This window comes from Streptomyces sp. NPDC020845 (assembly GCF_044334165.1).
GTDB lineage: Bacteria > Actinomycetota > Actinomycetes > Streptomycetales > Streptomycetaceae > Streptomyces.
The window spans coordinates 178,715-201,311 of record NZ_JBIRSJ010000020.1; the positions used below are offsets into that span (position 1 = coordinate 178,715).

The 22,597-nt window shown below is 70.5% G+C and carries 24 protein-coding genes and 1 tRNA gene; 16 read left to right on the forward strand and 9 right to left on the reverse strand.

Translation table 11 applies throughout. The features are described from left to right. Window positions 1-20: 20 nt before the first annotated feature. Window positions 21-773 carry an MBL fold metallo-hydrolase gene (locus ACH4U7_RS42725; RefSeq protein ID WP_014179255.1) on the forward strand — a complete coding sequence of 251 codons (753 nt, stop codon included), beginning with the start codon at window positions 21-23 and terminating at the stop codon, window positions 771-773. Window positions 774-896: 123 nt separating this feature from the next. Here the strand turns inward: ACH4U7_RS42725 and ACH4U7_RS42730 are convergent, their stop codons facing one another. Then, entirely contained in the window at window positions 897-2,147 is a 1,251-nt protein-coding gene (locus ACH4U7_RS42730; protein WP_398533179.1) for a PTS transporter subunit EIIC, read from the reverse strand. Window positions 2,148-2,380: 233 nt separating this feature from the next. Here ACH4U7_RS42730 and ACH4U7_RS42735 point away from each other — a divergent pair, with 233 nt between their 5' ends. From ACH4U7_RS42735 to rdgB, 4 genes are all read left to right on the forward strand, one after another. Continuing rightward, window positions 2,381-2,620, forward strand: a complete 240-nt coding sequence (locus ACH4U7_RS42735; protein WP_089512391.1) for a glucose PTS transporter subunit EIIB — start codon at window positions 2,381-2,383, stop codon at window positions 2,618-2,620. A gap of 63 nt (window positions 2,621-2,683) precedes the next feature. After that, window positions 2,684-3,415, forward strand: a complete 732-nt coding sequence (gene rph, locus ACH4U7_RS42740; RefSeq protein ID WP_014179258.1) for a ribonuclease PH — start codon at window positions 2,684-2,686, stop codon at window positions 3,413-3,415. Window positions 3,416-3,560: 145 nt separating this feature from the next. Then, window positions 3,561-4,022, forward strand: a complete 462-nt coding sequence (locus ACH4U7_RS42745) for a hypothetical protein (RefSeq protein ID WP_398533180.1) — start codon at window positions 3,561-3,563, stop codon at window positions 4,020-4,022. A 23-nt stretch (window positions 4,023-4,045) separates the two neighbouring features. Continuing rightward, window positions 4,046-4,648 (forward strand): RdgB/HAM1 family non-canonical purine NTP pyrophosphatase, encoded by a 603-nt coding sequence (gene rdgB, locus ACH4U7_RS42750; RefSeq protein WP_398533181.1) that lies wholly within the window; start codon window positions 4,046-4,048, stop codon window positions 4,646-4,648. A gap of 66 nt (window positions 4,649-4,714) precedes the next feature. On the opposite strand, the gene ACH4U7_RS42755 is transcribed toward rdgB, so the two are convergent. From ACH4U7_RS42755 to ACH4U7_RS42770, 4 genes are all read right to left on the reverse strand, one after another. Further along, a tRNA-Leu gene (locus tag ACH4U7_RS42755) sits at window positions 4,715-4,798 on the reverse strand. Window positions 4,799-4,851: 53 nt separating this feature from the next. Further along, entirely contained in the window at window positions 4,852-5,874 is a 1,023-nt protein-coding gene (locus tag ACH4U7_RS42760; RefSeq protein WP_398533182.1) for an HNH endonuclease signature motif containing protein, read from the reverse strand. A gap of 135 nt (window positions 5,875-6,009) precedes the next feature. After that, a complete protein-coding gene (locus ACH4U7_RS42765; protein ID WP_398533183.1) occupies window positions 6,010-6,774 on the reverse strand; it encodes an ABC transporter permease in 765 nt (254 codons plus the stop codon). After that, a complete protein-coding gene (locus tag ACH4U7_RS42770) occupies window positions 6,758-7,639 on the reverse strand; it encodes an ABC transporter ATP-binding protein (protein WP_398533184.1) in 882 nt (293 codons plus the stop codon). The genes ACH4U7_RS42765 and ACH4U7_RS42770 overlap by 17 nt, the downstream gene beginning before the upstream one ends. A 108-nt stretch (window positions 7,640-7,747) precedes the next feature. On the opposite strand from ACH4U7_RS42770, the gene ACH4U7_RS42775 reads away from it, so the two are divergent. Next, window positions 7,748-8,416 (forward strand): TetR/AcrR family transcriptional regulator, encoded by a 669-nt coding sequence (locus ACH4U7_RS42775; RefSeq protein WP_398533185.1) that lies wholly within the window; start codon window positions 7,748-7,750, stop codon window positions 8,414-8,416. Between the two features lie 19 nt (window positions 8,417-8,435). Here ACH4U7_RS42775 and ACH4U7_RS42780 read toward each other — a convergent pair whose 3' ends face one another. Continuing rightward, window positions 8,436-9,251, reverse strand: a complete 816-nt coding sequence (locus ACH4U7_RS42780; RefSeq protein ID WP_398533186.1) for an alpha/beta fold hydrolase — start codon at window positions 9,249-9,251, stop codon at window positions 8,436-8,438. A gap of 127 nt (window positions 9,252-9,378) precedes the next feature. Beyond that, the gene (bcp, locus tag ACH4U7_RS42785) at window positions 9,379-9,846 is read right to left on the reverse strand and encodes a thioredoxin-dependent thiol peroxidase (protein ID WP_398533187.1); all 468 of its coding nucleotides are present in this window, start codon (window positions 9,844-9,846) and stop codon (window positions 9,379-9,381) included. A 165-nt stretch (window positions 9,847-10,011) separates the two neighbouring features. Between bcp and ACH4U7_RS42790 the strand changes: the two genes are divergently transcribed. Beyond that, window positions 10,012-10,332 carry a DUF3618 domain-containing protein gene (locus ACH4U7_RS42790; protein ID WP_014179265.1) on the forward strand — a complete coding sequence of 107 codons (321 nt, stop codon included), beginning with the start codon at window positions 10,012-10,014 and terminating at the stop codon, window positions 10,330-10,332. Window positions 10,333-10,428: 96 nt separating this feature from the next. Then, window positions 10,429-10,770, forward strand: coding sequence for a co-chaperone GroES (locus tag ACH4U7_RS42795; RefSeq protein WP_065959991.1), 342 nt, complete (start codon window positions 10,429-10,431; stop codon window positions 10,768-10,770). A 91-nt stretch (window positions 10,771-10,861) separates the two neighbouring features. Here ACH4U7_RS42795 and ACH4U7_RS42800 read toward each other — a convergent pair whose 3' ends face one another. Continuing rightward, window positions 10,862-13,165 (reverse strand): transglycosylase domain-containing protein, encoded by a 2,304-nt coding sequence (locus ACH4U7_RS42800; RefSeq protein WP_398533188.1) that lies wholly within the window; start codon window positions 13,163-13,165, stop codon window positions 10,862-10,864. 288 nt (window positions 13,166-13,453) lie between these two features. Between ACH4U7_RS42800 and ACH4U7_RS42805 the strand changes: the two genes are divergently transcribed. The 4 genes from ACH4U7_RS42805 to ACH4U7_RS42820 all read left to right on the forward strand — a co-directional run bounded on the left by ACH4U7_RS42805 (window position 13,454) and on the right by ACH4U7_RS42820 (window position 17,182). Further along, window positions 13,454-14,269, forward strand: a complete 816-nt coding sequence (locus ACH4U7_RS42805; protein ID WP_398533189.1) for an ABC transporter permease — start codon at window positions 13,454-13,456, stop codon at window positions 14,267-14,269. A gap of 136 nt (window positions 14,270-14,405) precedes the next feature. Further along, window positions 14,406-15,170, forward strand: a complete 765-nt coding sequence (locus ACH4U7_RS42810) for an ABC transporter permease (protein WP_398533246.1) — start codon at window positions 14,406-14,408, stop codon at window positions 15,168-15,170. 63 nt (window positions 15,171-15,233) lie between these two features. Next, complete coding sequence (locus tag ACH4U7_RS42815; protein ID WP_398533247.1) at window positions 15,234-16,325, forward strand: ATP-binding cassette domain-containing protein; 1,092 nt, start codon at window positions 15,234-15,236, stop codon at window positions 16,323-16,325. A 68-nt stretch (window positions 16,326-16,393) separates the two neighbouring features. Next, a complete protein-coding gene (locus ACH4U7_RS42820; protein ID WP_398533190.1) occupies window positions 16,394-17,182 on the forward strand; it encodes a DUF1707 domain-containing protein in 789 nt (262 codons plus the stop codon). 59 nt (window positions 17,183-17,241) lie between these two features. On the opposite strand, the gene ACH4U7_RS42825 is transcribed toward ACH4U7_RS42820, so the two are convergent. Then, entirely contained in the window at window positions 17,242-18,549 is a 1,308-nt protein-coding gene (locus tag ACH4U7_RS42825) for an SGNH/GDSL hydrolase family protein (protein ID WP_398533191.1), read from the reverse strand. A gap of 292 nt (window positions 18,550-18,841) precedes the next feature. Between ACH4U7_RS42825 and ACH4U7_RS42830 the strand changes: the two genes are divergently transcribed. From ACH4U7_RS42830 to ACH4U7_RS42845, 4 genes are all read left to right on the forward strand, one after another. After that, complete coding sequence (locus ACH4U7_RS42830) at window positions 18,842-20,161, forward strand: DUF445 domain-containing protein (protein WP_398533192.1); 1,320 nt, start codon at window positions 18,842-18,844, stop codon at window positions 20,159-20,161. A 99-nt stretch (window positions 20,162-20,260) separates the two neighbouring features. Then, a complete protein-coding gene (locus tag ACH4U7_RS42835) occupies window positions 20,261-21,118 on the forward strand; it encodes a class E sortase (protein ID WP_398533193.1) in 858 nt (285 codons plus the stop codon). 116 nt (window positions 21,119-21,234) lie between these two features. After that, the gene (locus tag ACH4U7_RS42840; RefSeq protein ID WP_398533194.1) at window positions 21,235-21,543 is read left to right on the forward strand and encodes a DUF6412 domain-containing protein; all 309 of its coding nucleotides are present in this window, start codon (window positions 21,235-21,237) and stop codon (window positions 21,541-21,543) included. A gap of 108 nt (window positions 21,544-21,651) precedes the next feature. Then, window positions 21,652-22,374 (forward strand): YidC/Oxa1 family membrane protein insertase, encoded by a 723-nt coding sequence (locus ACH4U7_RS42845; RefSeq protein ID WP_398533195.1) that lies wholly within the window; start codon window positions 21,652-21,654, stop codon window positions 22,372-22,374. Window positions 22,375-22,597 lie beyond the last annotated feature (223 nt).

A 22,597-nucleotide genomic window follows, 5' to 3' on the forward strand; every position in this document is an offset into this window, starting at 1 on the left:
CCCGAGGAGGTTCCTGCTTCATGAAGCTCACCGTCGTCGGATGCTCAGGGTCGTTCCCGTCCGCGGAATCGGCCTGCTCGAGCTACCTCGTAGAGGCCGACGGCTACCGGCTGCTGCTCGACATGGGCAATGGCGCCCTGGGCGAGCTGCAGCGCCACTGCGGTCTCTACGACCTCGACTCCGTATTCCTCTCCCATCTGCACCCCGATCACTGCATCGACATGTGCGCGTACTTCGTCGCCCGCTACTACCGGCACGATGGCGGCCGCGCCGAGGCGATCCCCGTCTACGGCCCCGAGGGCACCGAGCGCCGGCTCGTCCGCGCTTACGAGGACGTGCCCGACGAGAAGTCCATGCAGGAGGTCTTCGACTTCCGCACGCTGACCCCGGGCACCTTCACCCTCGGCCCCTTCACGATCCGCACCGCCCGGGTCTGCCACCCCGTGGAGGCGTTCGGCTTCCGCATCGAGCACGAGGGGCGCTCACTGGTCTACTCCGGCGACACCGGCCCCTGTGAGGCGCTGGTGGATCTCGCCCGGGGCGCCGATCTTTTCCTGTGCGAGGCGGCGTTCACCCACGGCAAGGAAGACATCCCCGAGCTGCACCTCAACGGGCGGCAGGCGGGGGAGCACGCGCGCCGCGCCGGGGTCGGCACCCTGGTGCTGACGCATATCCCGCCGTGGACGGACCCCCAGATCAACCAGCGGGACGCACAAGCGGTCTTCGGCGGGCCGGTGGAGCTGGCGAAGGCGGGCGCGGTCTACGAGATTTGAGCGCAGAGGCCGTCGTACACGGCTGTCGTACATGACCGTCGTACGTGACGAGGCCCCCGGAACCGAAGGAGCGGTTCCGGGGGCCTCGGCGTTGCTGGGCCGGCTTCTACGCCTTCTGAGCGGCTACGCCTTGGTGAGGTCCTCGACCTCCTCCTCGGGCTCGCGGCCCGGGGTGGGGAGATTGAATTTGACGATCGCGAACCGGAAGATCGCGTAGTAGATCACCGCGAAGGCCAGTCCGACCGGGATGATCAGCCAGGGTTTGGTGGCCTGGCCCCAATTGAGCGCGAAGTCGATGAAGCCCGCGGAGAAGTTGAAGCCCGCGTGCACGCCAAGGGCCCAGGTGATCGCCATGGACGCGGCGGTCAGCAGCGCGTGGATCACATACAGCAGCGGCGCGATGAACATGAACGAGAACTCGATCGGCTCGGTCACCCCGGTGACGAACGAGGTCAGCGCCAGCGAGACCATCATGCCCAGCACGGCCTTGCGGCGCTCGGGGCGGGCGGTGTGGGCCATGGCCAGGGCGGCGGCCGGAAGGCCGAACATCATGATCGGGAAGAAGCCGGACATGAACATTCCGGCGGTCGGGTCGCCCGCCAGGAAGCGGTTGTAGTCGCCGTGGACGACCTGACCGGCCGCGTTGGTGAAGTCGCCGAGCTGGAACCAGGCCACCGTGTTCACGAACTGGTGCATACCGATGGGGATCAGCGCGCGGTTGACGGCGCCGAAGAGCGCCGAGCCCGCGGAACCCAGGCCCGTCATCCACTCACCGAAGTTGCCGATGCCCTCGCCGATGGGCTCCCAGATCAGGCCGAAGAAGACGCCCACCGCGATCCCCACGAAGGCCATGATGATCGGCACCAGCCGGCGGCCGTTGAAGAAGCCGAGCCAGTCCACCAGCCGGGTGCGGTGGAACCGCTGCCACAGCACCGCGGTCAGCAGCCCCATGACGATGCCGCCGAGCACCCCGGGGTCGTTGAACTTGGCCGGGATGTCCTGGCCCTTCTGGATGACCGCGTCGGCGACCGGGAACGCCTCCAGGACCTTGCTGTAGACCAGGAAGCCGACCACGGCGGCCAGCGCGGTGGAGCCGTCCGACTTCTTCGCGAACCCGATGGCCACGCCCACGCAGAACAGCAGCGGCAGGGCGCCGGTGAGCGCACCGCCGGCGTTGCTGAACACGGCGGCGACCTTGTCCCAGCCGAGGCCGTCGGCGCCAAAGACGTCCGGCTGGCCGAGTCGCACCATGATTCCGGCGGCGGGCAGGACCGCGATGGGCAGCTGCAGGCTGCGGCCGACCTTCTGCAGTCCCTGGAACAAACCGGCGCGCCGCTTTCTGGCGGGCGCGGCCGTAGCGGTGGCCGTACTCATCGGATTCCTCCTGGTGAGGCGGGCGCTCGGGGAAGAGGGGACGGCCCGCATATGGTCTACACCACAGTGGTGTAGACCTGTTTTTAGCACGTAAGGGCGGGATAACGGAATCTATCGTTCCGCTATGGTCTGAACCACTGGAGGGCGGGGAGGCGCGGCTGCGGCGGCGGACATGGCCGAGCGAACCAGGGCTAAACGTGGTTAACGTATGAAAACCCACACGGACAACAGGAGTGGACATGGCCAGCAAGGCTGAGAAGATCGTCGCCGGGCTCGGCGGTATCGACAACATCATCGAGGTCGAGGGCTGCATCACCCGGCTCCGCACCGAGGTCAAGGACGCCGCCCTCGTCAACGAGGCCCTGCTCAAGGCCGCCGGGGCGCATGGCGTGGTGAAGATGGGCACCGCCATCCAGGTCGTCATCGGCACGGACGCGGACCCCGTGGCAGCCGAGATCGAAGACCTGATGTGAGCTGTTGAACCGGGCCGAACAGACCGCGGGATTGCCGACCGATATTGCCGATAGGCTCCACCCATGTCTCGTATCGACGGCCGCACGCCCGACCAGCTCCGCCCCGTGACCATCGAGCGCGCATGGAGCAAGCACGCCGAGGGCTCCGTCCTCGTCTCCTTCGGCGACACCCGCGTTCTGTGCACCGCCAGCTTCACCGAAGGCGTGCCGCGCTGGCGCAAGGGCAGCGGCGAGGGCTGGGTCACCGCGGAGTACGCCATGCTGCCGCGCGCCACCAACACCCGCGGCGACCGCGAGTCCGTCCGCGGCAAGATCGGCGGCCGTACGCACGAGATCTCCCGCCTGATCGGCCGCTCGCTGCGCGCCGTCATCGACTACAAGGCCCTCGGCGAGAACACCGTCGTCCTGGACTGCGACGTCCTCCAGGCCGACGGCGGTACCCGCACCGCGGCCATCACCGGCGCGTATGTGGCCCTCGCCGACGCTCTGACCTGGGGCCAGGGCAAGAAGCTCATCAAGGCTGGCCGCCAGCCGCTGACCGGGACCGTCTCGGCCGTCAGCGTCGGCATCGTCGGCGGCATCCCGCTGCTCGACCTGTGCTACGAGGAGGACGTGCGCGCCGAGACCGACATGAACGTCGTCTGCACGGGCGACGGACGCTTCGTCGAGGTCCAGGGCACGGCCGAGGGCGAGCCCTTCGCGCGCGAGGAGTTGAACGGACTGCTCGACCTGGCCGTCGCGGGCTGCGGCGAACTGGCCGAGATCCAGCGCGCGGCGCTCGCCGGCGAGCGGTGACGCGCGCCCGGCAGGCGCGTCGGTAGACATCAAAAAGCAACCCACCGACGGCCGGTGGCGTGTAGTCAGGTACCGATACTCGGGTACTGACATCCGGGTACGGGCGCGTGCGCCCGCACCCGCCACCAGGGGAGGGGACCCGTCCATGGCACTGCGCCACCACCGCATAGGCCGCCTCGGCCGCCTCGGCCGCTTCGGCCGCTTCGGTCAAAGCCGCCATAGCCGCCGCTACCGCCGCGCGAGCGCGTTCACCGCTCTCGCCGCCGTCGCCATCGCGATGCCGATCACCGCGGGCTGCAGCGCGGTCGAGAAGGCGATCGACTGCGCGCAGCTCGCCGTGGACATCACCACCGACGTGGACGACCTCCAGGACGCGGTGGGCGGCGCCGTGGTCGACCCGCAGGACGCCGACAACGTCCTCGACGCCCTCGACAAGGACATCGACAAGATCAAGGACAAGACCGACAACGCGGATGTCGGCAAGGCCGTCGACGACCTCCAAAAGGCCGTGGACAACGTCCAGACCGCCATCGACAAGGGCCAGGACCCCGATCTGACCCCCGTCAAGGACGCGGCCGGAGAGCTGACCAAGGTCTGCAGCCCCTGAGGCCACCGCGATAATCAGGACCCATGAAGCGCCTGATCCTCGCCACCCGCAACACCTACAAGATCGTCGAGCTGCGCTCGATCCTGAGCGACGCCGGCCTCGACGTCGAACTCGTGGGCGCCGACGCCTATCCGGAGGTCCCCGACGTCAAGGAGACCGGGGTGACCTTCGCCGAGAACGCCCTCCTCAAGGCCCACGCCCTGGCCCGGGCCACCGGCCACCCCGCCGTCGCCGACGACTCCGGGCTGTGCGTCGACGTCCTCGGCGGCGCCCCCGGCATCTTCTCGGCCCGCTGGTCGGGCCGGCACGGCGACGACCGGGCCAACCTCGACCTGCTGCTCGCCCAACTCGCCGACGTCCCCGACGAACACCGCGCCGCCCACTTCGAATGCGCCGCCGCCCTGGCCCTCCCCGACGGCACCGAACGCGTCGTCACCGGCCGCCTCCCCGGCACGCTCCGCAACGAGCCTGTTGGCGGCGGGGGCTTTGGCTATGACCCCATCCTTGAGCCCGACGGCGAGACGCGTACCTGCGCCGAGCTGACGCCTGAGGAGAAGAACGCGATCAGCCACCGGGGGAAGGCGTTCCGGGCGCTTGCGCCGTTGGTGCGGGATCTGCTGGGGTGAGCAGTTCACCGCCGGAAGCGGACGACGGCCTGCGACTCGAATCGATGAATCGCAGGCCGTTTACCGTGCGGCGGAAGGGATTCGAACCCTCAAGCCCTGTCACGGGCCACAGATCCTAAGTCTGCTGCGTCGCCTCTGCGCCACCGCCGCTAGTGGTAGCCATGGTAGCGGGCCAGCTATCGAGAGGGCACTCGGCCCAGGCGCTATCCGGTGGAGTGGTGCTCCCGCCGGTGGTTCCGTCCGCACCACGTATCCGCGATCGCGTGGCAGTTCGGGCACAGATACCGCAGGTTCTCGCGGCGGTTGTCCAGCCAGTCGCCATTGGCGTGATCGATCTGCAGTGTGATCGGCTTGCCCAGCCACGTACCGGCGTTGCCGCAGGACACGCAGGAGTATGGGACGCCGACCTCTTGGAGTGCGTGATGCAGACGGCGGCGGTTCGCCCGCGGCGACCCTTGCGGGAGCATCTGAAGCACTTCATCCGCCAGGGATTTCGGCTTCTTGGCTGGGGTCGTGCCCCAGGTCTTCCGCGTGAAGTGGGAAGTGTCGAGCCCTAGCTGAGTCGCTTGCTGCCGCACCCGTCGGTGGTTCGTGTAGTCCACCCGAAGCCCGAGCAGCCGCATGACCTCGGCGAAACTCGTCGCGCCGAGAACCGCCTCCCGAAGGGCCTCTTCCGGAATCGCGAAGCGCGAGTTTCGGAAGTGACTCGTGTCGATGCCTGACTCCTTGAGCATGCGCCCCAGTGCGGCGCGTGATCGGCCGTCATCCGAGACGTAGAGTGCGCGGGCCACGTCCCGGATGCTCTGCGCTGACGAGACGGCTTCGCGGAGCTCCTCAGCGGTGAACGGCAAGTCGGGCTGTCGGCGGTTGAGGCCGGGGAAGTGGGCGACATCAATTCCCGCAGCTGCGATCCGGCGCCTGAGGTGCGACAACGTGCCAGTCGCCGGTGTGGCGCCGAGCTTGACCGCGACCTCGCGGAGGGTGGTCGACGACGCAACCGCTTGGGCTATTGCTTCATCAGAGAACTTGCGCCATGGGTTCCCACTCTTGAAATGGCTGGTATCGAGCCCGTACTCGGCCGCCCTGCGCTGAAGGACACGTCGTCGGCCGCCGCTCACCGTGACGCCGAGGCGGCGCATCAGGTCGGTCCACCCGCTGGACTCGGCGACTGCGGTGGCCAACCGCTCCCGTTCGTAGGGGGCAGACATGGCCTGTCCGATCCGCATGGTTCCCCTCCCCGTGCGACCACATGTCGCACCATCGCACTGAGTAACGATTCCGTCGCCACAGAGTTACGGCCCTGCCTCCTCCCACCCCGACATGGACAAGCGAAGACCCGACGACCGGCCGACGGCGGGTGCTCAGAGGGGTACCAGCCGTCCCCCGCGGCCTTGCAGGCGGAGCGAGGCCAAGGTGGCGCACATGAGCGCTACGGCCAGCAGTACGCAGCAGGCCGTCGTCACGGTGCGCGCTTCGTTGGCGAGGGCGGCACGCAGGCCGCGGGTGGCCCAGTAGCCGGGGGAGAGCGGGGCCATCTGCGCGACCCAGTGCGGCAGGGTGCTGAGTGGGACGAGCGCGCCGCCGATGCTGCTCAGCAGCATGCCGCCGATGTCGTACGCGGCCGAGAGCTCACCCATGCTGCGGGCCAGTACGCCGAGCAGCGCACCCACGGCCAGCAGGGCGCAGGTCCAGCTGAGCAGGACGCCCAGCAGCGGGAGCGGATGTGGAACGCTCATCCCGAGGGCGTACACGCCGAAGCCGACGATCAGTAGCTGCTGGGCGAGCAGCGCCGCGAAGACGGGTACGGCCTTGCCGACGAGCAGTTCCGCGGGATGGAGGGGCGTGCCGCGCAGCCGGTCCCAGGTGCGGCCGAGCCGTTCGGTGAGAATCGCGCTCCCGGAGATGCTGAGCGCGAGCAGCGAGAATGTGACCAGTGTGCCCACGACCGCCTGTTCGGTGCCCGCCGTTTGGCCCTGTGTGCCCAGATAGAGGGGGCGCAGCAGAGTGACGAAGACGAGCGGCAGAATCATCCGGCTCAGCAGTGGGCCCGGTTCACGCAGCATCAGCAGCAGGTTGTGGCGGATCAGGACGCCTGTACGGAGGGCGGATTCACGCAGTGCCATCATGGCTTGCCCCGTCCTTCCGGGGGGCCGCGGCTTCGAGGGAGCGGTAGAGGTCGTCCAGGCTGGGGTGGTGCACCTCGACGGAGACGGGCGTGCGGCCGGAGGCGAGCAGGGTCGCGAGGTCGGCGCCGGGATTCGTCGTCGGCAGCCGCAGTTCGGGTTCGGCCGGGTCGGCGAAGGCCACCCTGAGCTCGCCGGGCAGTTGGCGGGTGAGCTCGCTCTGGGTCCCGCGCGCGATGACGCGCCCGGCGCGGGCGAGTGCCAGAGTGGCGTCGAGATCGACGAGTTCCGGTAGGTAGTGGGTGGTGTAGAGGATGGCGGCGCCGGCTTCGGCGCGGGTCCTGACGGCGGTCAGCAGGGCGGAACGGGATTCCGGGTCGGCACCTGCGGTCACCTCGTCCAGCAGCAGCAGCGGCGGTGAGGCGACCATGGCGGTGGCCACCTGTGCGCGCCGGCGCTGCCCGCCGGACAGGGTGCCGACGAGCCGGTCCGCGAGCGCGGTCAGCCGCAGCTCGTCCAGGACGCGGTCGATCTCCGTGTCCCGGCGCCGCCCGCGCAGCCCGGCCAGACCGGCGAACAGCCGCAGGTTCTCCCCTACGGTGACGCGCTGGTACAGCGCCAACTCCTGGGGGGCCACGCCGAGCAGCCGCCGCGCGGCCCGGCCGGCCCGCAGCGCGTCATGTCCGCCGATGCGCAGCCGACCCGCGTCGGGGCGCACCAGACCGGTGACGATTTCGACGAAAGTGGTCTTGCCCGCGCCGTTGTGACCGATCAGGCCCACGATTTCGCCGGGCGCGACCTCGAGGCCGAAGCCGTCGAGGGTCCGGCGTGTGCCGTATCGCTTCGTCAGGCCTTCCGCGATGAGCATCCTTCCTCCCAGTGAGGTCTACGGTGTATACGTCTACACCGTATACGTCTACACCGTATACGTCGACGGCACTCGCGTCTACGATGTATACGTCTACGCTGTAGACCCATGGGTGGCAGGCGGGAAGAGATTCTGGACGCGGCACTGGCGATCGCCGACGAGCAGGGCCTCGATGCGGTCTCGATGCGCGCGGTGGCCGATCGCGTCGGAGTGACACCGATGGCGCTGTACCGGCATGTGAGCGACAAGGCGGCGCTGTTGGACGGCATCGCCGGACGTCTGCTCGCCGCGCTCCTGCCGCCGGACGAAAGGGAAGTTCGGGTCGGCGAAGGCGAAGGGCGGGCCGCTGAACCGCGGGCCTGGGACGAACGGCTCAGGGGTCTCGCGTACGCCTGCCGGGAGGTGGCCCGGCGTCACCCCTGGGTGGCGCATCTGCTCTTCTCGCGGCCCGCCGTCACACCGGACGCCGTGCGCGCGGTGGACGTCATCTACACGGCGCTCGTCGACGCCGGGGTCCCGGATCGCGAAGTGCCCCGGCTGGAGCGCCTGATCAGCACTTTTGTGATCGGGTTCGCGGCCTCCGAGGCCTCGGGCCGCTTCGCCCCCGGCACTCTGGATCCGCGCGGCCGCCGCGGTCGGCTCCCGGAGGGCGAGCTGCCCGGCCACGGCAGGCTCGCGCCATGGCTGGACCTGCCCGTCGACCTCGACGCCGAGTTCGAGGCCGACTTGGAGGACATCCGGAGGCTCGTCGAGGCGGTCGCGCGGCGAGCGGAGTGAGGGGGCGGTGTCAGCGGCGTCAGGACTTGATGAAGTCGAGGATGTCGGCGTTGAGCTGGTCCTTGTGGGTGATGTAGAGGCCGTGCCCGGCGGCCGGGTACTCCTTGTAGACGGCGCCGGGGATCAGCGCCGCGGTGCGGCGGCCGGTCACCTCGGCCGGGGCGGAGAAGTCCGCGTCGCCGTGCACGACCAGGGTCGGGATGGTGAGCCTGCGCAGCTGCTCGCGGTTGTCGGCGTGGAAGACCGTCTGCTGGACCTGCAACGTGGCCCAGGGGGAGGCGGACAGGCACATCCGGAGCTTCCAGTCGATCATGGCGGGGGAGGCTTCGGTGCCCAACTGGGTGGCGAAGTAAGCCTGTGACTGGGTGGCGAGCCACTTGGGGCGGTCGGTGCGGAGGGCGGCGAGCAGCCCGTCAAGGGCGGCCTCGGGGATGCCCTCGGGGTTGTCGTCGGTCTGCTTGAGGAACGGCAGCATGGCGCCGACGAACACGGCGCGCTCGACGCGGTCCTCGCCGTGGCGGCCGAGGTAGCGGGCCACCTCGGCGCCGCCGAGCGAGTGGGCGACGAAGATCACGTCGCGCAGGTCGAGGTGGTCGAGGAACGCGGCGAGGTCATCGGCCAGGGTGTCGATGTCGTAGCCGGCCGAGGGGCGGTCGGAGCGGCCGTGGCCGCGCCGGTCGAACGAGAGGCAGCGGAAGCCCTGCTCGACGAAGAACGGGATCTGGTACTCCCACATCTCGGTGTTGAGCATGGAGCTGGTGACGAAGACGATCGGGCGGCCCTGTCCGTAGTCCTCGTAGGCCAGGCGGGTCCCATCGGCGGTCGTAAAGAACATCTCGGCTCCTCGGCTGGTGGTTTCGACGTGTTCAGGATGTCCGAGCCGCCGAGGAGGGTCGATTACGTGCCAGGTAATGCCGGTGGTGTGACGGCGCTGCGAGGCCCGGCCCCGCAGCGCCGGTACGTCAGAGGCCCAGATCCTTGATGATCTTGGCGACATGGCCCGTGGCGCGGACGTTGTACAGGGCGCGCTCGACCTTGCCCTGTTCGTCGACGATGACCGTGGAGCGGATCACGCCGGTGACCGTCTTGCCGTACATCTTCTTCTCGCCGAAGGCGCCGTACGCCTGGAGGACCTCCTTCTCGGGGTCGCCGAGCAGGGTGACCTTCAGGTGCTCCTTGTCGCGGAACTTCGCCAGCTTCTCGGGCTTGTCCGGGGAGATGCCGATCACGTCGTAGCCGTGCTGCGCGAGCAGGTCGAGGTTGTCGGTGAAGTCACAGGCCTGCTTGGTGCAGCCGGGGGTGAGTGCGGCCGGGTAGAAGTAGACGATCACCTTGCGGCCGGCGTAGTCGGCGAGCGAGACAGGCTTGCCGTCCGCGTTGGGGAGGGTGAAGGCGGGGGCGGTGTCGCCGGGCTGCAGGCGCTCGCTCATGGTGGGGTCTCCTCGTGGCACGGGTGCGTGGCGCGGGTGTAGGGCGCGGGTGTGTACGTGCCCGACATTAGTCAGGTTCTCGATCGGGGGTGCTGTGGGGCATCGACCAGGGGGAGCTGACAGACTGTCCATCACCGGATCATCGAGAATGACGGAGGCAGCGCGGTGTCGGATGCCAGGACCCCTGCGCAGATCGAGGCGGACATCGCCCGCAGGCGGCAGCAGCTCGCCGTGACGCTCGACGAGATCGGGACGCGGATGCATCCCAAGACCATCGTCGGGGACGCGAAGGCGAAGGCGGTGTCGGTGGTGGACCGGACGGCGGGGCGGGCCTATGTCTCCGTGAACCGCGCGGTCACCGGCGTACGGGCGCAGTTCGTCTCCGAGGAGGGCGTCCCGCGGCTGGAGCGGATCATTCCGCTGGCGCTCGTGGCGGTGGGCCTCGCCGGGCTGTACGCCATGTCATCGCGGCGTCGCCGTTCGTAGCGAGCAGGGGGCGGTCAAGGGGCGGCCGGGGGCGTTTGGCGGGCTGTGTCCGGCCTGTGCCTCCGGTGTGTCGCCGGGCCAGGTACGGTCAGGGGCGTGAGTACGAACACCTCCCATGACAAGCTGCCCATCCGGATGCTGCACGACCGGGTGCTGGTCCGAACCGACATCCCGGAGGGCGAGCGGCGCTCGACCGGCGGCATCGTCATCCCGGCGACCGCGGCGGTCGGCAGGCGGCTGGCCTGGGCCGAGGTGGTCGCGGTCGGGCAGAACGTGCGGACCGTGGAGCCGGGCGACCGGGTGCTCTACGACCCGGAGGACCGGGCCGAGGTCGAGGTGCGCGGCGTCGCGTATGTGCTGATGCGGGAGCGCGATCTGCACGCGGTCGCGGCCGAGCGGCTTGAGGGGTCCGAGGACTCCACGGGGCTGTATCTCTAGTCGGGTCCTCAGCGGGAGCTCAGGGCCACAGGGCCGTACGCAGGCATGTGCGAGGGTGGTGACCTTGGTCACCACCCTGCGTGTTTCTGCCTCAGCCGCCCGCCTCGGGGCCCCCTGGGACGCCCTGGTCACCCGGGTCGCCGGGGTCGGCCGTCGTCGGAGCGTCCGTCGGGACGCCCGTCGGCACGGTGTACGTGGGCTGGGTCGCCGGGGCCGTCGGCGGGGTGGCGGTGGGCAGGTTCGGGTCGGTGGTCGGGGTGGTCGGCAGCGTGGCGGGCGGGGTGGTGACCTGCGGCGGGGTGGTGACGGCCGGGGCGGTGGTGGCCGGGCCGGTCGGGAGGGTCGGGGTGGTGGTGCCGTCCCCGGGGTTCAGCTCGAACTGGGCCGGGGTGCGTCCCTGGAGCGCGGCGGAGGTGTACGCGGCCCAGATCTCCGTGGGGTAGCCGCCGCCGTTGATACGGGGCAGGCCGGTCGCCCCGTACAGCGACTTCTGCGCCCCGGTGGACGAGTCCTGGCCCATCACGGCCACGACCGTCGCCAGGTCCGGGGTGTACCCCGCGAACCAGGCCGCCTTGTCGTCCTCCGCGGTGCCGGTCTTGCCCGCCGCGGGGTGCCCGGCGGCCTGGGCCGCGGTCGCGGTGCCGCCGTCGACCACGCTCTGCAGGACCGTGGTGGTGGTGTCGGCGGCGGCGCGGGTGACGGCCTGGTCGGTCTTCGGCGACGGGACGTCGATCTTCTGGCCGTCCCTGGTGATCTTCGTGACCAGGGTGTACGGGGTGTGGACGCCGTGGTTGGCGAGGGTCGCGTACGCCTCGGTCATGTCCAGCACGCTGGCCGTGGCGACGCCGAGCGCGATGGAGGGGGAGGCGTTCAGGTCCGGGGTGTCCTTGGGGATACCGAGGGCGATCGCGGTCTGCTTGACCTTGTCCGGGCCGACGTCCTGTGCCATCTGGGCGTAGACGGAGTTCACCGACTTGTCGGTGGCCGTGGTGACGTCGATGGAGCCGTAGTCGACGTCGTCCTCGTTGGCCGGGGAGTAGCCGGTGGGCCCTGCGGCCCCGGTGACCTCGCGCTTGTTGGTGCCGTCGTAGATCGTGTCCGGGGTGATCTGCACCCCGCCCTGGGTGGTGGATCCGTTCTGCAGCGCGGAGGTGAACACGAGCGGCTTGAAGGTGGATCCGACCTGGTAGTCGGTGCGGGTCGCGTTGTTGACGAACTGCTTGGTGTAGTCGATGCCGCCGTAGAGGGCGACCACCCTCCCGGTCTTGGGGTCGATCGAGGCGCCGCCCGCCCGGACGTACTTGTCGACCTTGCGGGAGCCGCTGAGCTTGTTCATCAGTTTGTCGCGCACCGCCGCGACGAAGGCGTCCTGCTTCTTCCGGTCGATGGTGGTGGTGATCCGGTAGCCGCCGCGGGCCAGGGTCTGCTCGTCGATGATGTTGTTCTTGGTGAGGTACGCCTCGACGGCCTCGATCAGATATCCGCGCTGCCCGGACATGCCCGACTGGGCGGTGACCTTGCCGGGGGCCGGGAAGGTCATCTTGTCGCGGGCGGTCTTGGTCAGCCAGCCCTTCTTGACCATGCCGTCCAGGACGTAGTTCCAGCGGGCCAGCGCCCGGTCCTTGTTCTGCGGGTGGGTGACCACGTCATAGGCGTTGGGGGCGTTGAGCAGGGTCGCCAGATACGCGCCCTGGCCGAGTTCGAGGTCCTTGGCGTCCTTGCCGTAGTAGGCCTGGGCGGCGGCCTGGATGCCGTAGGCGTTGCGCCCGAAGTAGCTGGTGTTCAGATAGCCCTCGAGGATGTCGTCCTTGCTCACCTCCCGGTCCAGCTTGATCGAGATGAAGAACTCCTTCACCTTCCGGGAGACGGTCTGCTCCTGGTCGAGGTAGTAGTTCTTCACGTACTGCTGGGTGATGGTGGAGCCGGACTGCTTGCCCTTGCCGGTGGCGGTGTTCCAGGCGGCGCGGATCATCGCCTCGGGGTTGATGGCCGACTCGGAGTAGAAGTCCCGGTCCTCGGCCGCGAGCACCGCGTGCTGGGTGTCCTTGGGCACCTGGCTGAGCGGCACGTTCTCCCGGTTGACCTTGCCCTCGCGGGCGAGCGGGGTGCCGTCGGAGTAGAGGAAGACATTGCTCTGGGCGATGGCGATGTCCTTGGCGGCGGGGATGTCGACGAGCAGATAGCCGGTGACCAGGCCGCCCGCGACGAGCAGCACGATCACCAGAAAGCCGCTGAGCACCATCCGCCAGGTGGGGAGCAGCCGGCGCCAGCCGGTGCGCTTGGGGCGGCCCTTTCTGCCTTTGGGGCGGGCGGCCCTGCCGTCGTTGGTGGGGTCGGTGCTGGTGACGTCCGGGCCGCCCATGCCGCCGTCGATCAGTTGGGGCTCGTCGCTCATGTCCTTTGAGACTCCTCGGCCGCCGTCGAGGGTTGCGCCGCGGCGGAATCGTGCACGGTCGGGCGATTGGCCTGGTACGCCCCAGAAAACACTGTCGCATCATCCGTTCCGGGGCGGGGCCGTGGCCCACACCTGTGACACCTCTGTGACCGGCGGAATGGACGATTTCCGCCTTCCAATCGGGTGGTATTCCGCGCTCCATCCGGGCGAATAACGCCTCGCCCTCCCTCCGGCCGCACCGCTAGGATCCTGAGCTTTGGTGCCGGGCGGGGAAGGGAGGGGCGGTCCATGCTGCGCGGTCATTTAAGGCTGTACGCGGCCGTCGCGATGGGCGGGTTCAGGCGCTATGCGACCTATCGGGTCGCCACCGCGGCCGGGGTGTTCACCAATACGGTCTTCGGCTTCATCGTCGCCTACACCTATATCGCCCTGTGGGACCAGCGGCCCCATCTGGGCGGCTACGACCTCTCCCAGGCGTTGACGTTCGTCTGGCTCGGCCAGGCGCTGCTGGCAACCATGGCGCTGATGGGCGGGGGCTTCCAGGAGGAGCTGCAGGAGCGGATCCGCTCCGGCGATATCGCCATCGACCTCTACCGCCCGGTGGATCTTCAGCTGTGGTGGCTGGCCGGGGACCTCGGCCGGGCCGTGTTCCAGCTGCTGGGGCGCGGGATCATGCCCATGGTGTTCGGCGCGCTGGCCTTCGAGCTGACCCTGCCCGGCTCCGCGCTGACCTGGGTCTGGTTCGTGCTGTCGGTCGTCCTGGGGTCGTGTGTCGGCTTCGCGATGCACTATCTGGTCGGGCTCACCGCCTTCTGGCTGCTCGACGGTTCGGGGATCACCCTGATGAGCAGTCTGCTGGGGCTGTTCTTCTCCGGGATGATCCTCCCGCTGAACGTCTTCCCGGGCGCGCTGGGCGAGGTGGCCCGGCTGCTGCCGTGGGCGGCGATGCTGCAGGTGCCCGCGGATGTCTTCCTGGAGGAGCACCGCGGGCTCGGGCTGCTGCGGGCGCTGGCCTTCCAGGCGGGGTGGGCGGCCGCGCTGTTCGCGGCGGGGCGGGCGCTGCAGTCCGTCGCGACGCGGAGGGTGGTCGTGCAGGGTGGTTGAGCCCCCTCGCTCCGGCGCCGACGCTGCGCCCCCTCGCTCCGGCGCGTACGGTGAGCCGCTGTGCTCCCGGGCGTACGCTGAGCCGCTTCGCTCCCGCGCGTACCACGGGCTGCGCGCCTACCTGCTGATCATCGCGATGTGGGTGCGCTCCACGATGGCGTACCGCACCTCGTTCCTGATCATGACGATCGGGAACTTCGTTGCGACCGGGCTCGACTTCGTCGTGATCGCGCTGATGTTCTCGCACGTCGGCACGCTGGGCGGGTTCAGCCTGTCCGAGGTGGCCTTCCTCTACGGCACCACCAGCACCTCCTTCGGCCTCATGGACATGACCCTGGGCAGCATGAACCGGGTCGGCCGCCGGGTCCGCGACGGGACGATGGACACCCTGCTGGTGCGGCCCGTGCCGATCCTCGCGCAGGTGGCCGCCGACCGTTTCGCGCTGCGCAGGCTGGGCCGGATCTGCCAGGGGCTGCTGCTGCTCGTCTGGTCGCTGATCCGGCTGGACATCGACTGGACGGCCGACCGGGTGCTGCTGGTGCCGGTGATGCTGCTGAGCGGGGGAGCGATCTTCGGGGCGATGTTCGTGGCCGGCGGGGCCTTCCAGTTCTGGGCGAACGACGCCTCCGAGGTGCAGAACTCCTTCACCTACGGCGGCAACACCCTGCTCCAGTACCCGCCGACGGTCTTCGCACAGGACCTGCTGCGCGGCGTCACCTTCGTCATCCCGCTGGCCTTCGTCAACTGGCTGCCCGCGCTGCACATCCTGGACCGGGAGAACCCGCTGGGCCTGCCGAGCTGGATCGGCTTCGCCGCCCCGCTGGTCGCGCTGGGCTGCTGTGCGCTGGCCGGGCTGGCCTGGCGGACGGGGCTGCGGTCGTATCGGAGCACGGGCAGCTGAGAGGGCTGGGGCTTTATGGGTGACTTCAACGCTGACCTGAAAGACGGCTTCATGGACGGCTTCATGAACGACTTCGCTGATGACTTCATCGTGCTCGACGGGGTCGAGAAGGTCTTCCAGGTGCGGCGCCGGGCCGGGCTGCTGCGCCGTGAGCGGCGCGAGGTGCGCGCCGTGGACGGCATCAGCTTCCGGGTGCCGCGCGGCCAGATGGTCGGCTACATCGGGCCCAACGGCGCCGGGAAGTCGACCACGATCAAGATGCTCACCGGGATCCTGGTGCCCAGCGGGGGCCGGCTGCGGGTGGCCGGGATCGATCCGTCGCGCGAGCGGACGCGGCTGGCGCGCCGTATCGGGGTGGTCTTCGGGCAGCGTACGACCCTGTGGTGGGATCTGCCGCTGCGTGACTCGTACGCGCTGGTGCGGCGGATGTACCGGATCCCCGACGCCCGGTACCGCCAGAACCTCGACCGGTGCGTCGAACTCCTCGATCTCGGCGCGCTCCTGGACGTACCGGTCCGTCAGCTCTCCCTGGGCCAGCGGATGCGCGGCGATATCGCGGCGGCGCTGCTGCACGACCCCGAGGTGCTGTATCTCGACGAGCCGACCATCGGTCTTGATGTGGTCAGCAAGGCGAAGGTGCGGGAGTTCCTGCGTGAGGTTAACGCCGAGCAGGGCACCACCGTGCTGCTGACCACCCATGACCTGACCGACATCGAACAGCTGTGCAAGCGGGTGATGGTCATCGACCACGGCCGGCTGGTGTACGACGGCGGGCTCGAGGGGCTGCACGCGGTGGGCGAGAGCGAGCGGACGCTCGTCGTCGACCTGGAGCGGGAACTGCCGCCGATCGAGATCCCCGGCTCGCGGACGGTACGGGTGGAAGGGCCGCGGCAGTGGCTGGCGTTCCCGGCCGGAAGCAGCGCCGCGCCGATCGTCGCGGCGGTGGCGGACGGATATCCGCTGGTGGACCTGTCGGTGCGGGAGCCGGACATCGAGGACGTCATCGCCAAGATGCTGTATCCGGCGGGGCGCGCGCCGGGGGCGGAAGCAGCGGCGGAGGCGCGGAGGGAGCCGGATGCGGAAGGAGCGGCGGAGGGGGAGGGAGAGGCGGAGCAGGAGGGCAAGTCCGCGCGTCCGTCGGCCGACCCGGTCTGAAGGGCGTGGGCCGCACGGCCTTACGCCGTTAACCTGTCCGTATGACGAGCGGTGCATCCTCGGGGGATATGACACCCGAACCTCAGGCCGGGCTGGAGATGCGGGCCTCGGACGCCGAGCGCGAGCGGATCGCCGACGCGCTCCGGGACGGCGTCGCCGAAGGACGCCTCACCATGGAGGAGTTCGAGGAGCGGCTGGACGCGGCGTACCGGGCCCGGACCCATGCCGAACTCGAACCGCTCGTACGGGACCTCCCGGTGCCCGGCCGTCCGGCCGCCGCCCCCGTGCCCGCGGCCGAGGGCGGCTGGGCGGAGCGGATCGGCGCCACGCCGACCTCCCGGACCGGGATCGCGGTCATGGGCGGCTTTCAGCGCAAGGGCCGCTGGACGGTGGCGCGCCGCTTCACGTCTTTTGTCTTCTGGGGCGGTGGGGAGATCGATCTGCGCGAGGCCCGCTTCGAGGACCGCGACACGGTGATCCGCTGCTTCGCGATCATGGGCGGGATTCAGGTCACGGCCCCGCCGGACATGGATGTGCAGGTCGGCGGCGTCGGCATCATGGGCGCCTTCGACCACAGCGGCTCCGGTGAGGGCTCGCCGGGCTCGCCGCGGGTGAGCGTCACCGGCCTGGCGCTCTTCGGCGGTGTGGCGGTGGAGCGCAAGCTGCGCAAGGAGGAGCGCCAGCGCCTCAAGGATGAGCGCAAACGGCTCCAGGCCGAGCGCCACGCCGAGCGGCGGGAGCTGCGGGCCGAGCGCCACGCGGAACGCCGGGAGCGCCATGCCGAGCGCCATGCCGAGCGGCGCGAGCGGCGTGGGTCGGCGGAGCGCCCGTCCCTGGAGAAGCGCGACTGGGACTGAGCAGCGGGACCGGGAGCGACGGGGGACTGAGCCGGTCGGCTGAAGACTGAGCCGGTCGGCTAGAGGGCGGCCGCCGCGCCGCCCTTGAGGGCCTGCGGGTCCAGTGCCCGCGCCATCGCCCGGTAGCCCTCGTCGCTCGGGTGGAGGTGGTCGCCCGAGTCGTACGACGGGCGCAGCCGGATCGGGTACATCGGGTCGCGCAGCGCGTGGTCGAAGTCGACCACGTCGTCGAAGACCTTGCCCGCCCGGATCTCTGTGTTGACCTGCTGGCGCACGGCGTCCAGCTCGGGGGTGTAGCCGCGGTGGCCGTAGAAGGGCGCCAGGGTGGCGCCGATGACGCGCAGCCCGCGTGCGTGTGCCTGCTCGGTCAGCCGGCGCAGCCCGGCGACGATGGTGTCCGGGTCGGTCTGGTGCGGGGTCCGCAGTATGTCGTTGACGCCCAGCTCGACGACGACGGCCTTGACGCCCGTGCGGGAGAGTACGTCGCGCCGGAAGCGGGACAGGGCGCTGGGGTTGTTCGGCGGGACCTGGGTGCCGTCGCTCAGCACGCGGTTGCCGCTGATGCCCGAGTTGAGCACGCTGTAGCGGGGCGCCCCGGGCTCGGTGCGCAGCCGCTCGGCGAGGAAGTCGGTCCAGCGGTGGTTGGCCCCGGCGGTGGAGGTGATGCCGTCGGTGATGGAGTCGCCGATGACGACGACGGTGCCCTGCGCCTCCCTGCTGAACACGTCCACGGCCGTCAGATAGCGCCAGTAGGGGCTCTGCTCGGTGTAGGCGGCCCCGGCGGTGTCCTCCGTACGGTCGCCGCGCGCCAGGTAGGAGGTCTGGCGGGCGTGCGGGTGGTAGGTCACCGAGCCGGAGGCGCGCGGGGCATAGGTGGTCACCAGCAGGTCGGCGGCGGCCGGGATGTCCAGCCGCACCGGGTCGCTGGTGATGGCCTGGCCTGGCGGGATGGTCACCCACGGGCGCTCGGCGAAGGTGAGGCGGCGCATCGTGCCCGCGGCGGCGGTGGGGTTGCTGGGGGCGGCCGCCAGGGCCAGCGAGGCGTGCGTGATCGTCAGCGGGCGGGCGCTGTAGAAGTTGGACAGCTGGATACGCGCCTGGCTGCCGCCGACACTGGTGTGGACGACGTTCCGTATCGACATGCCGGCATAGCCCCGCAGCGTGTTCGGCTCGGCAGCCGCGGCGGACGTGGACCAGGTGCCCACCCAGGTGCCGGCCGAGGCCGGGGCGGCCGAGCTACGGGGCTTGCCGGCAGCGGTGTCGATGTTGCCGTCGCTGTTGCCGACCCCGATGAATATCGCGGTCGAGACGAGGACCACCACAGCCGCCAGCGCAGCGAGCACGGCATAGGCCGTGCGTCTGGGCATGGGGGGCACGCTCATGGGCGGGTGTCTCCTCGGGCAGACGGAACTTGGGGCTCCGAAAGTGGACGTGAACTGCGAGAGAGCAGCGGCGTCGCTGCGGTCCGGTCGGCTCACCATGATCCCATGGCGCGGTACGCGTCCGCCCGTCGGCCTGCCTCCGGCGCACAGGGTCGCTCGCCCACTCAGACGATGGGAACCGCCCGTACGTTCCACTCCAGAGGCGACAGAAATCAGGACTGGCAGAAAGAGACAATGACCGAGGGGACGGCTCGACCGGGTGGAGCGAATGGACCGGATGGACCCGAAGACGATGGGTGAGGCGGGGCCGCCGCCCGCGGCCGCGGGGGCCGCTTTCTCCTCGGAGACCGCGTTGGACGTGGAGAAGCGCCGCGGCGTGCGCCGGATGAAGACGATCGCGACGGCGCTGCTGCTGGCCGTCGCCGTCGTGTACGCGCTGGCGACCTGGGCGCGGTCGGCCGGCGCGGGCGGCTGGGCCGGGTACGCGGCGGCGGCCGCCGAGGCCGGGATGGTCGGCGCGCTGGCCGACTGGTTCGCGGTGACCGCGCTGTTCCGGCGGCCCATGGGGCTGCCGATCCCGCACACCGCGATCATCCCGACCAAGAAGGACCAGCTGGGGGTGAGCCTCGGCGAGTTCGTCGGCGAGAACTTCCTGTCCGGCGACGTGGTGCGGATGCGGCTGCGGGCCGTCGGCATCAGCAGCAGGCTGGGCGCCTGGCTGGCCGAGCCCGCCCACGCCGACCGGGTGACGGCCGAACTGGCGACGGCCCTGCGCGGTGCGCTCACGGTGCTGCGCGACTCCGACGTCCAGGCCGTGGTGGGCGAGGCGATCACCCGGCGCGCCGACGCACAGGAGATCGCGCCGGGCCTCGGCAAGATGCTGGAGCGGATCGTCGCGGACGGCGGGCACCACCGGGCCGTGGACCTGGTGTGTCTGCGCGCCCACGACTGGCTCGTCGAGCACAACGAGTCGGTGATGGAGGCGGTGGCGGGCGGCGCGCCCGGCTGGACCCCGCGGTTCGTCGACCGGAAGGTCGGCGAGCGGGTCTACAAGGAGCTGCTGCGGTTCGTCAGCGAGATGCGCGATATGCCGGATCATCCGGCGCGCGGGGCCCTGGACCGCTTCCTGGCCGACTTCGCGGGCGATCTGCAGTCCGATACGGACACCCGGGCGCGGGTGGAGCGCCTGAAGGGGGAGGTGCTGGGGCGGGGCGAGGTGCAGGATCTGATCGCCTCGGCGTGGGCCTCCGTACGGGCGATGATCGTCGCGGCGGCCGAGGACGAGCGCAGCGAACTGCGGCTGCGGGCGCGGGCGGCGATCCTCTCGCTCGGCTCGCGGCTGGCCACGGAGGGGCGGCTGCGGGCGAAGGTCGACGGGTGGCTGGAGGACGCGGCGGTGTATGTGGTCACCACCTACCGGGACGAGATCACCTTGCTGATCACCGAGACCGTGGCGGGCTGGGACGCGGAGCACACCTCGCGGAAGATCGAGGCGCATATCGGGCGGGACCTGCAGTTCATCCGGATCAACGGCACGGTCGTGGGCGCGCTGGCGGGGCTGGTGATCTATACGGTCTCGCGGCTGCTGGGCGCGTAGCGGTTCTGGGCGCTCAGCGGTTCTGGAGAGTGCGGGCCGCAGGGCCTATGGTGCCCCGACCGGAGGGGGCTTGGCGGGAGGCCCCGGAGGGAGGTCGGCGTGCGACGGCAGCGGTTACCGGTGGTCGTACGGGGGCGCGTACGGGGGCGCGTGCGGGGGCGGCGCCCGCGGCGGGCGGTCCTGGCGCGGATCCTGTGGACCGGCGCGGAGATCACCGTCACTCTCGGGCTCGTCATGCTGCTCTTCGTCGTCCATCAGCTGTGGTGGACCAACCGGCAGGCGCGGGAGGGCGCCAAACGGGAAGTGGCGGCGCTGGAGCGGGAGTGGAACGACGGGGCGGGGGCCGGGGACGGCTCGGCCGAGGACCCGTCCGGCGGCGATTCGGCCCAGGATTCGTCAGGGGGTGACTCCGGGGCAGCCGACCCCGACTCGGACCGTGCCACGGCCCGTAACTCCCCGGCGGCGGCCGGGAGCCGGGCCCCGCGCCGGGACCAGACGTACGCCGTGCTGCGCATCCCCCGTATCGGGCTGACCGCCCCGGTGGCCGAGGGCATCAGCAGGGCCGGGGTGCTCAACAAGGGCTACGTGGGCCACTACCCGAAGACCGCGCAGCCCGGCCAGGTGGGCAACTTCGCGCTCGCGGGCCACCGCAATACGCACGGCGAGCCGTTCCGCCACCTCGATGAGGTGCGGCCGGGCGATACGGTCCGCGTCGAGACCGCCGACGGCCGCTACACCTATGTCGTCGAGCGGACTCTGCCGCGCACCTCGCCCTCGGACGGCACGGTCGTCGCGGCGGTGCCGTACAGCTCGGCGCATCCGCGCTACCGCTACACCGAGCGGGGCTCGTACATCACGCTGACGACCTGCACCCCGGAGTACACCTCCCGGTACCGGCTGGTGGTGTGGGGCAGGCTGAAGGCGGCCGAGCCGCGCGCTGTCGGTGGGGGCGACTAGACTCGCGTACGAATCTCGCATACGAGTCTCGAATGCGAACGGAGCAGCGGGGCAAGGGCGTTGCGGGTCTCGCGGGTCCCGCGGGCCTCGCGGGTGTTACGGGGAGGGGGAGTCCGATGGTCCACCGCATCGAAGTGCTGCGGACGCACCTCGGCGTGCTCCTGTTTCTGCTGACCGGAGCGCTCCTCACCCACACCGGCCTGATGAGCGCCGTCGCGCTCGCCGCGACCGCCACGATCGCGGCCGCCCTGCTGACCTGCGCGCTGCTGGCCGCCCGCGCTCTCGCCCCGCTTCCGCCGGGGCGAATACGCACCGCGATACGGGACAGGGAGCGCCGTACGGCGTTCCTGGCCCAGCGGGATCCCGACGCCGCGGGCCGGCCGCGGCCGCGAGCGCCGGGCCGTCGCCTGCCGACGGCCGCGTAGGCGCTCCGCTCCCGTAGCTTCATCAGCCTCATTGCTGGAGCCCATGTGGCTCGTCACGCCGACTTATCGATTCCGGCACCACGACGAGACCCCGTGGAGGGCTTTCCCATGTCTGTTTTCGCCGCGCTGGGCACGCTGCTCAGCTGGTTCGCCGACTGTCTCGCACCGCTGTTCGGGGCGTCCGCGACGGCCGCCGCGATCGTCCTGTTCACGCTGTGCGTGCGCGCCGCGCTCCATCCGCTCGCCCGCGCGGCCGTGCGCGGCGAGAAGGCGCGCGCCGCGCTCGCGCCGAAGATGGCCGAGCTGAACCGCCGTCACAAGCGCGACCCCGAGCGGCTGCGGCGCGCGATGGCCGAGCTGTACGAGAAGGAGTCGGTCTCCCCGGTCGCGGGCTGCCTGCCGACGCTCGTTCAACTGCCCGTCTTCTTCGTCATGTACCACCTGTTCTCCACCGGCAGCGGCGCCGGGGACCTGCTGGACCACACCCTGGCGGGCGCCCCGCTGGGCGGCCGGTGGGGCGGGGACCTGGCCGGGCCGCACGGGGCGGTGTTCCTCGCCCTGTTCGCGCTGATCGCGGCGGTGGCGGGCTGGACGTACATACGCGCCCGCAAGGCGGCCGCCGGCCAGCCGGCCCCCGCGGGGGTCCCGGCGGGGGCGGCCAAGCTGCTGCCCCTGATGTCGTTCGGCACGCTGGTCACCGCCGCCGTGGTGCCGCTGGCGGCGGGGCTCTACCTGGCGACCAGCACGACCTGGACGGCGGTCGAGCGGGCCCTGCTCCAGCGCACGGGCCGGGAGGAGAAGGCCAAAGGGGGCGCGCGGTCCAGTGGATGAACGGAGTCTTGCGGACTGGACGCCGCTCTTGTGAGGATCATCAGCCAGGGCCGCCCTTCGACTTAACCATCCGGCAGTAGGGAGCGCGGGTGAAGGAGGGGGCACCCCCAGGCCCGCAAGGGCCTGGGGGGAGGGTCGAAGGGCAAGCATGGGCGTGCCCCCTGCGTGCGACGAGCGGGGTGCGGCCAGGCGCCGCCCATCGGCCTGCGACGCCGCGGGCCCT

Excerpts from the sequence above, each read along its gene's own strand:
- bcp (WP_398533187.1), bottom strand. The coding sequence starts at position 9,846 with ATGAGCGAGCGCCTGCAGCCCGGCGACACCGCCCCCGCCTTCACCCTC.
- ACH4U7_RS42810 (WP_398533246.1), top strand. The coding sequence starts at position 14,406 with ATGTGGGTGCGCTCCACGATGGCGTACCGCACCTCGTTCCTGATCATG.
- ACH4U7_RS42780 (WP_398533186.1), bottom strand. The coding sequence starts at position 9,251 with ATGTTCTTTACGACCGCCGATGGGACCCGCCTGGCCTACGAGGACTAC.
- ACH4U7_RS42820 (WP_398533190.1), top strand. The coding sequence starts at position 16,394 with ATGACACCCGAACCTCAGGCCGGGCTGGAGATGCGGGCCTCGGACGCC.
- ACH4U7_RS42730 (WP_398533179.1), bottom strand. The coding sequence starts at position 2,147 with ATGAGTACGGCCACCGCTACGGCCGCGCCCGCCAGAAAGCGGCGCGCC.
- ACH4U7_RS42815 (WP_398533247.1), top strand. The coding sequence starts at position 15,234 with ATGAACGACTTCGCTGATGACTTCATCGTGCTCGACGGGGTCGAGAAG.
- rdgB (WP_398533181.1), top strand. The coding sequence starts at position 4,046 with ATGAAGCGCCTGATCCTCGCCACCCGCAACACCTACAAGATCGTCGAG.
- ACH4U7_RS42765 (WP_398533183.1), bottom strand. The coding sequence starts at position 6,774 with ATGATGGCACTGCGTGAATCCGCCCTCCGTACAGGCGTCCTGATCCGC.
- ACH4U7_RS42845 (WP_398533195.1), top strand. The coding sequence starts at position 21,652 with ATGTCTGTTTTCGCCGCGCTGGGCACGCTGCTCAGCTGGTTCGCCGAC.
- ACH4U7_RS42725 (WP_014179255.1), top strand. The coding sequence starts at position 21 with ATGAAGCTCACCGTCGTCGGATGCTCAGGGTCGTTCCCGTCCGCGGAA.
- ACH4U7_RS42760 (WP_398533182.1), bottom strand. The coding sequence starts at position 5,874 with ATGCGGATCGGACAGGCCATGTCTGCCCCCTACGAACGGGAGCGGTTG.
- ACH4U7_RS42775 (WP_398533185.1), top strand. The coding sequence starts at position 7,748 with ATGGGTGGCAGGCGGGAAGAGATTCTGGACGCGGCACTGGCGATCGCC.
- ACH4U7_RS42825 (WP_398533191.1), bottom strand. The coding sequence starts at position 18,549 with ATGCCCAGACGCACGGCCTATGCCGTGCTCGCTGCGCTGGCGGCTGTG.
- ACH4U7_RS42840 (WP_398533194.1), top strand. The coding sequence starts at position 21,235 with ATGGTCCACCGCATCGAAGTGCTGCGGACGCACCTCGGCGTGCTCCTG.
- ACH4U7_RS42800 (WP_398533188.1), bottom strand. The coding sequence starts at position 13,165 with ATGAGCGACGAGCCCCAACTGATCGACGGCGGCATGGGCGGCCCGGAC.
- ACH4U7_RS42770 (WP_398533184.1), bottom strand. The coding sequence starts at position 7,639 with ATGCTCATCGCGGAAGGCCTGACGAAGCGATACGGCACACGCCGGACC.
- rph (WP_014179258.1), top strand. The coding sequence starts at position 2,684 with ATGTCTCGTATCGACGGCCGCACGCCCGACCAGCTCCGCCCCGTGACC.
- ACH4U7_RS42745 (WP_398533180.1), top strand. The coding sequence starts at position 3,561 with ATGGCACTGCGCCACCACCGCATAGGCCGCCTCGGCCGCCTCGGCCGC.
- ACH4U7_RS42830 (WP_398533192.1), top strand. The coding sequence starts at position 18,842 with ATGGACCCGAAGACGATGGGTGAGGCGGGGCCGCCGCCCGCGGCCGCG.
- ACH4U7_RS42805 (WP_398533189.1), top strand. The coding sequence starts at position 13,454 with ATGCTGCGCGGTCATTTAAGGCTGTACGCGGCCGTCGCGATGGGCGGG.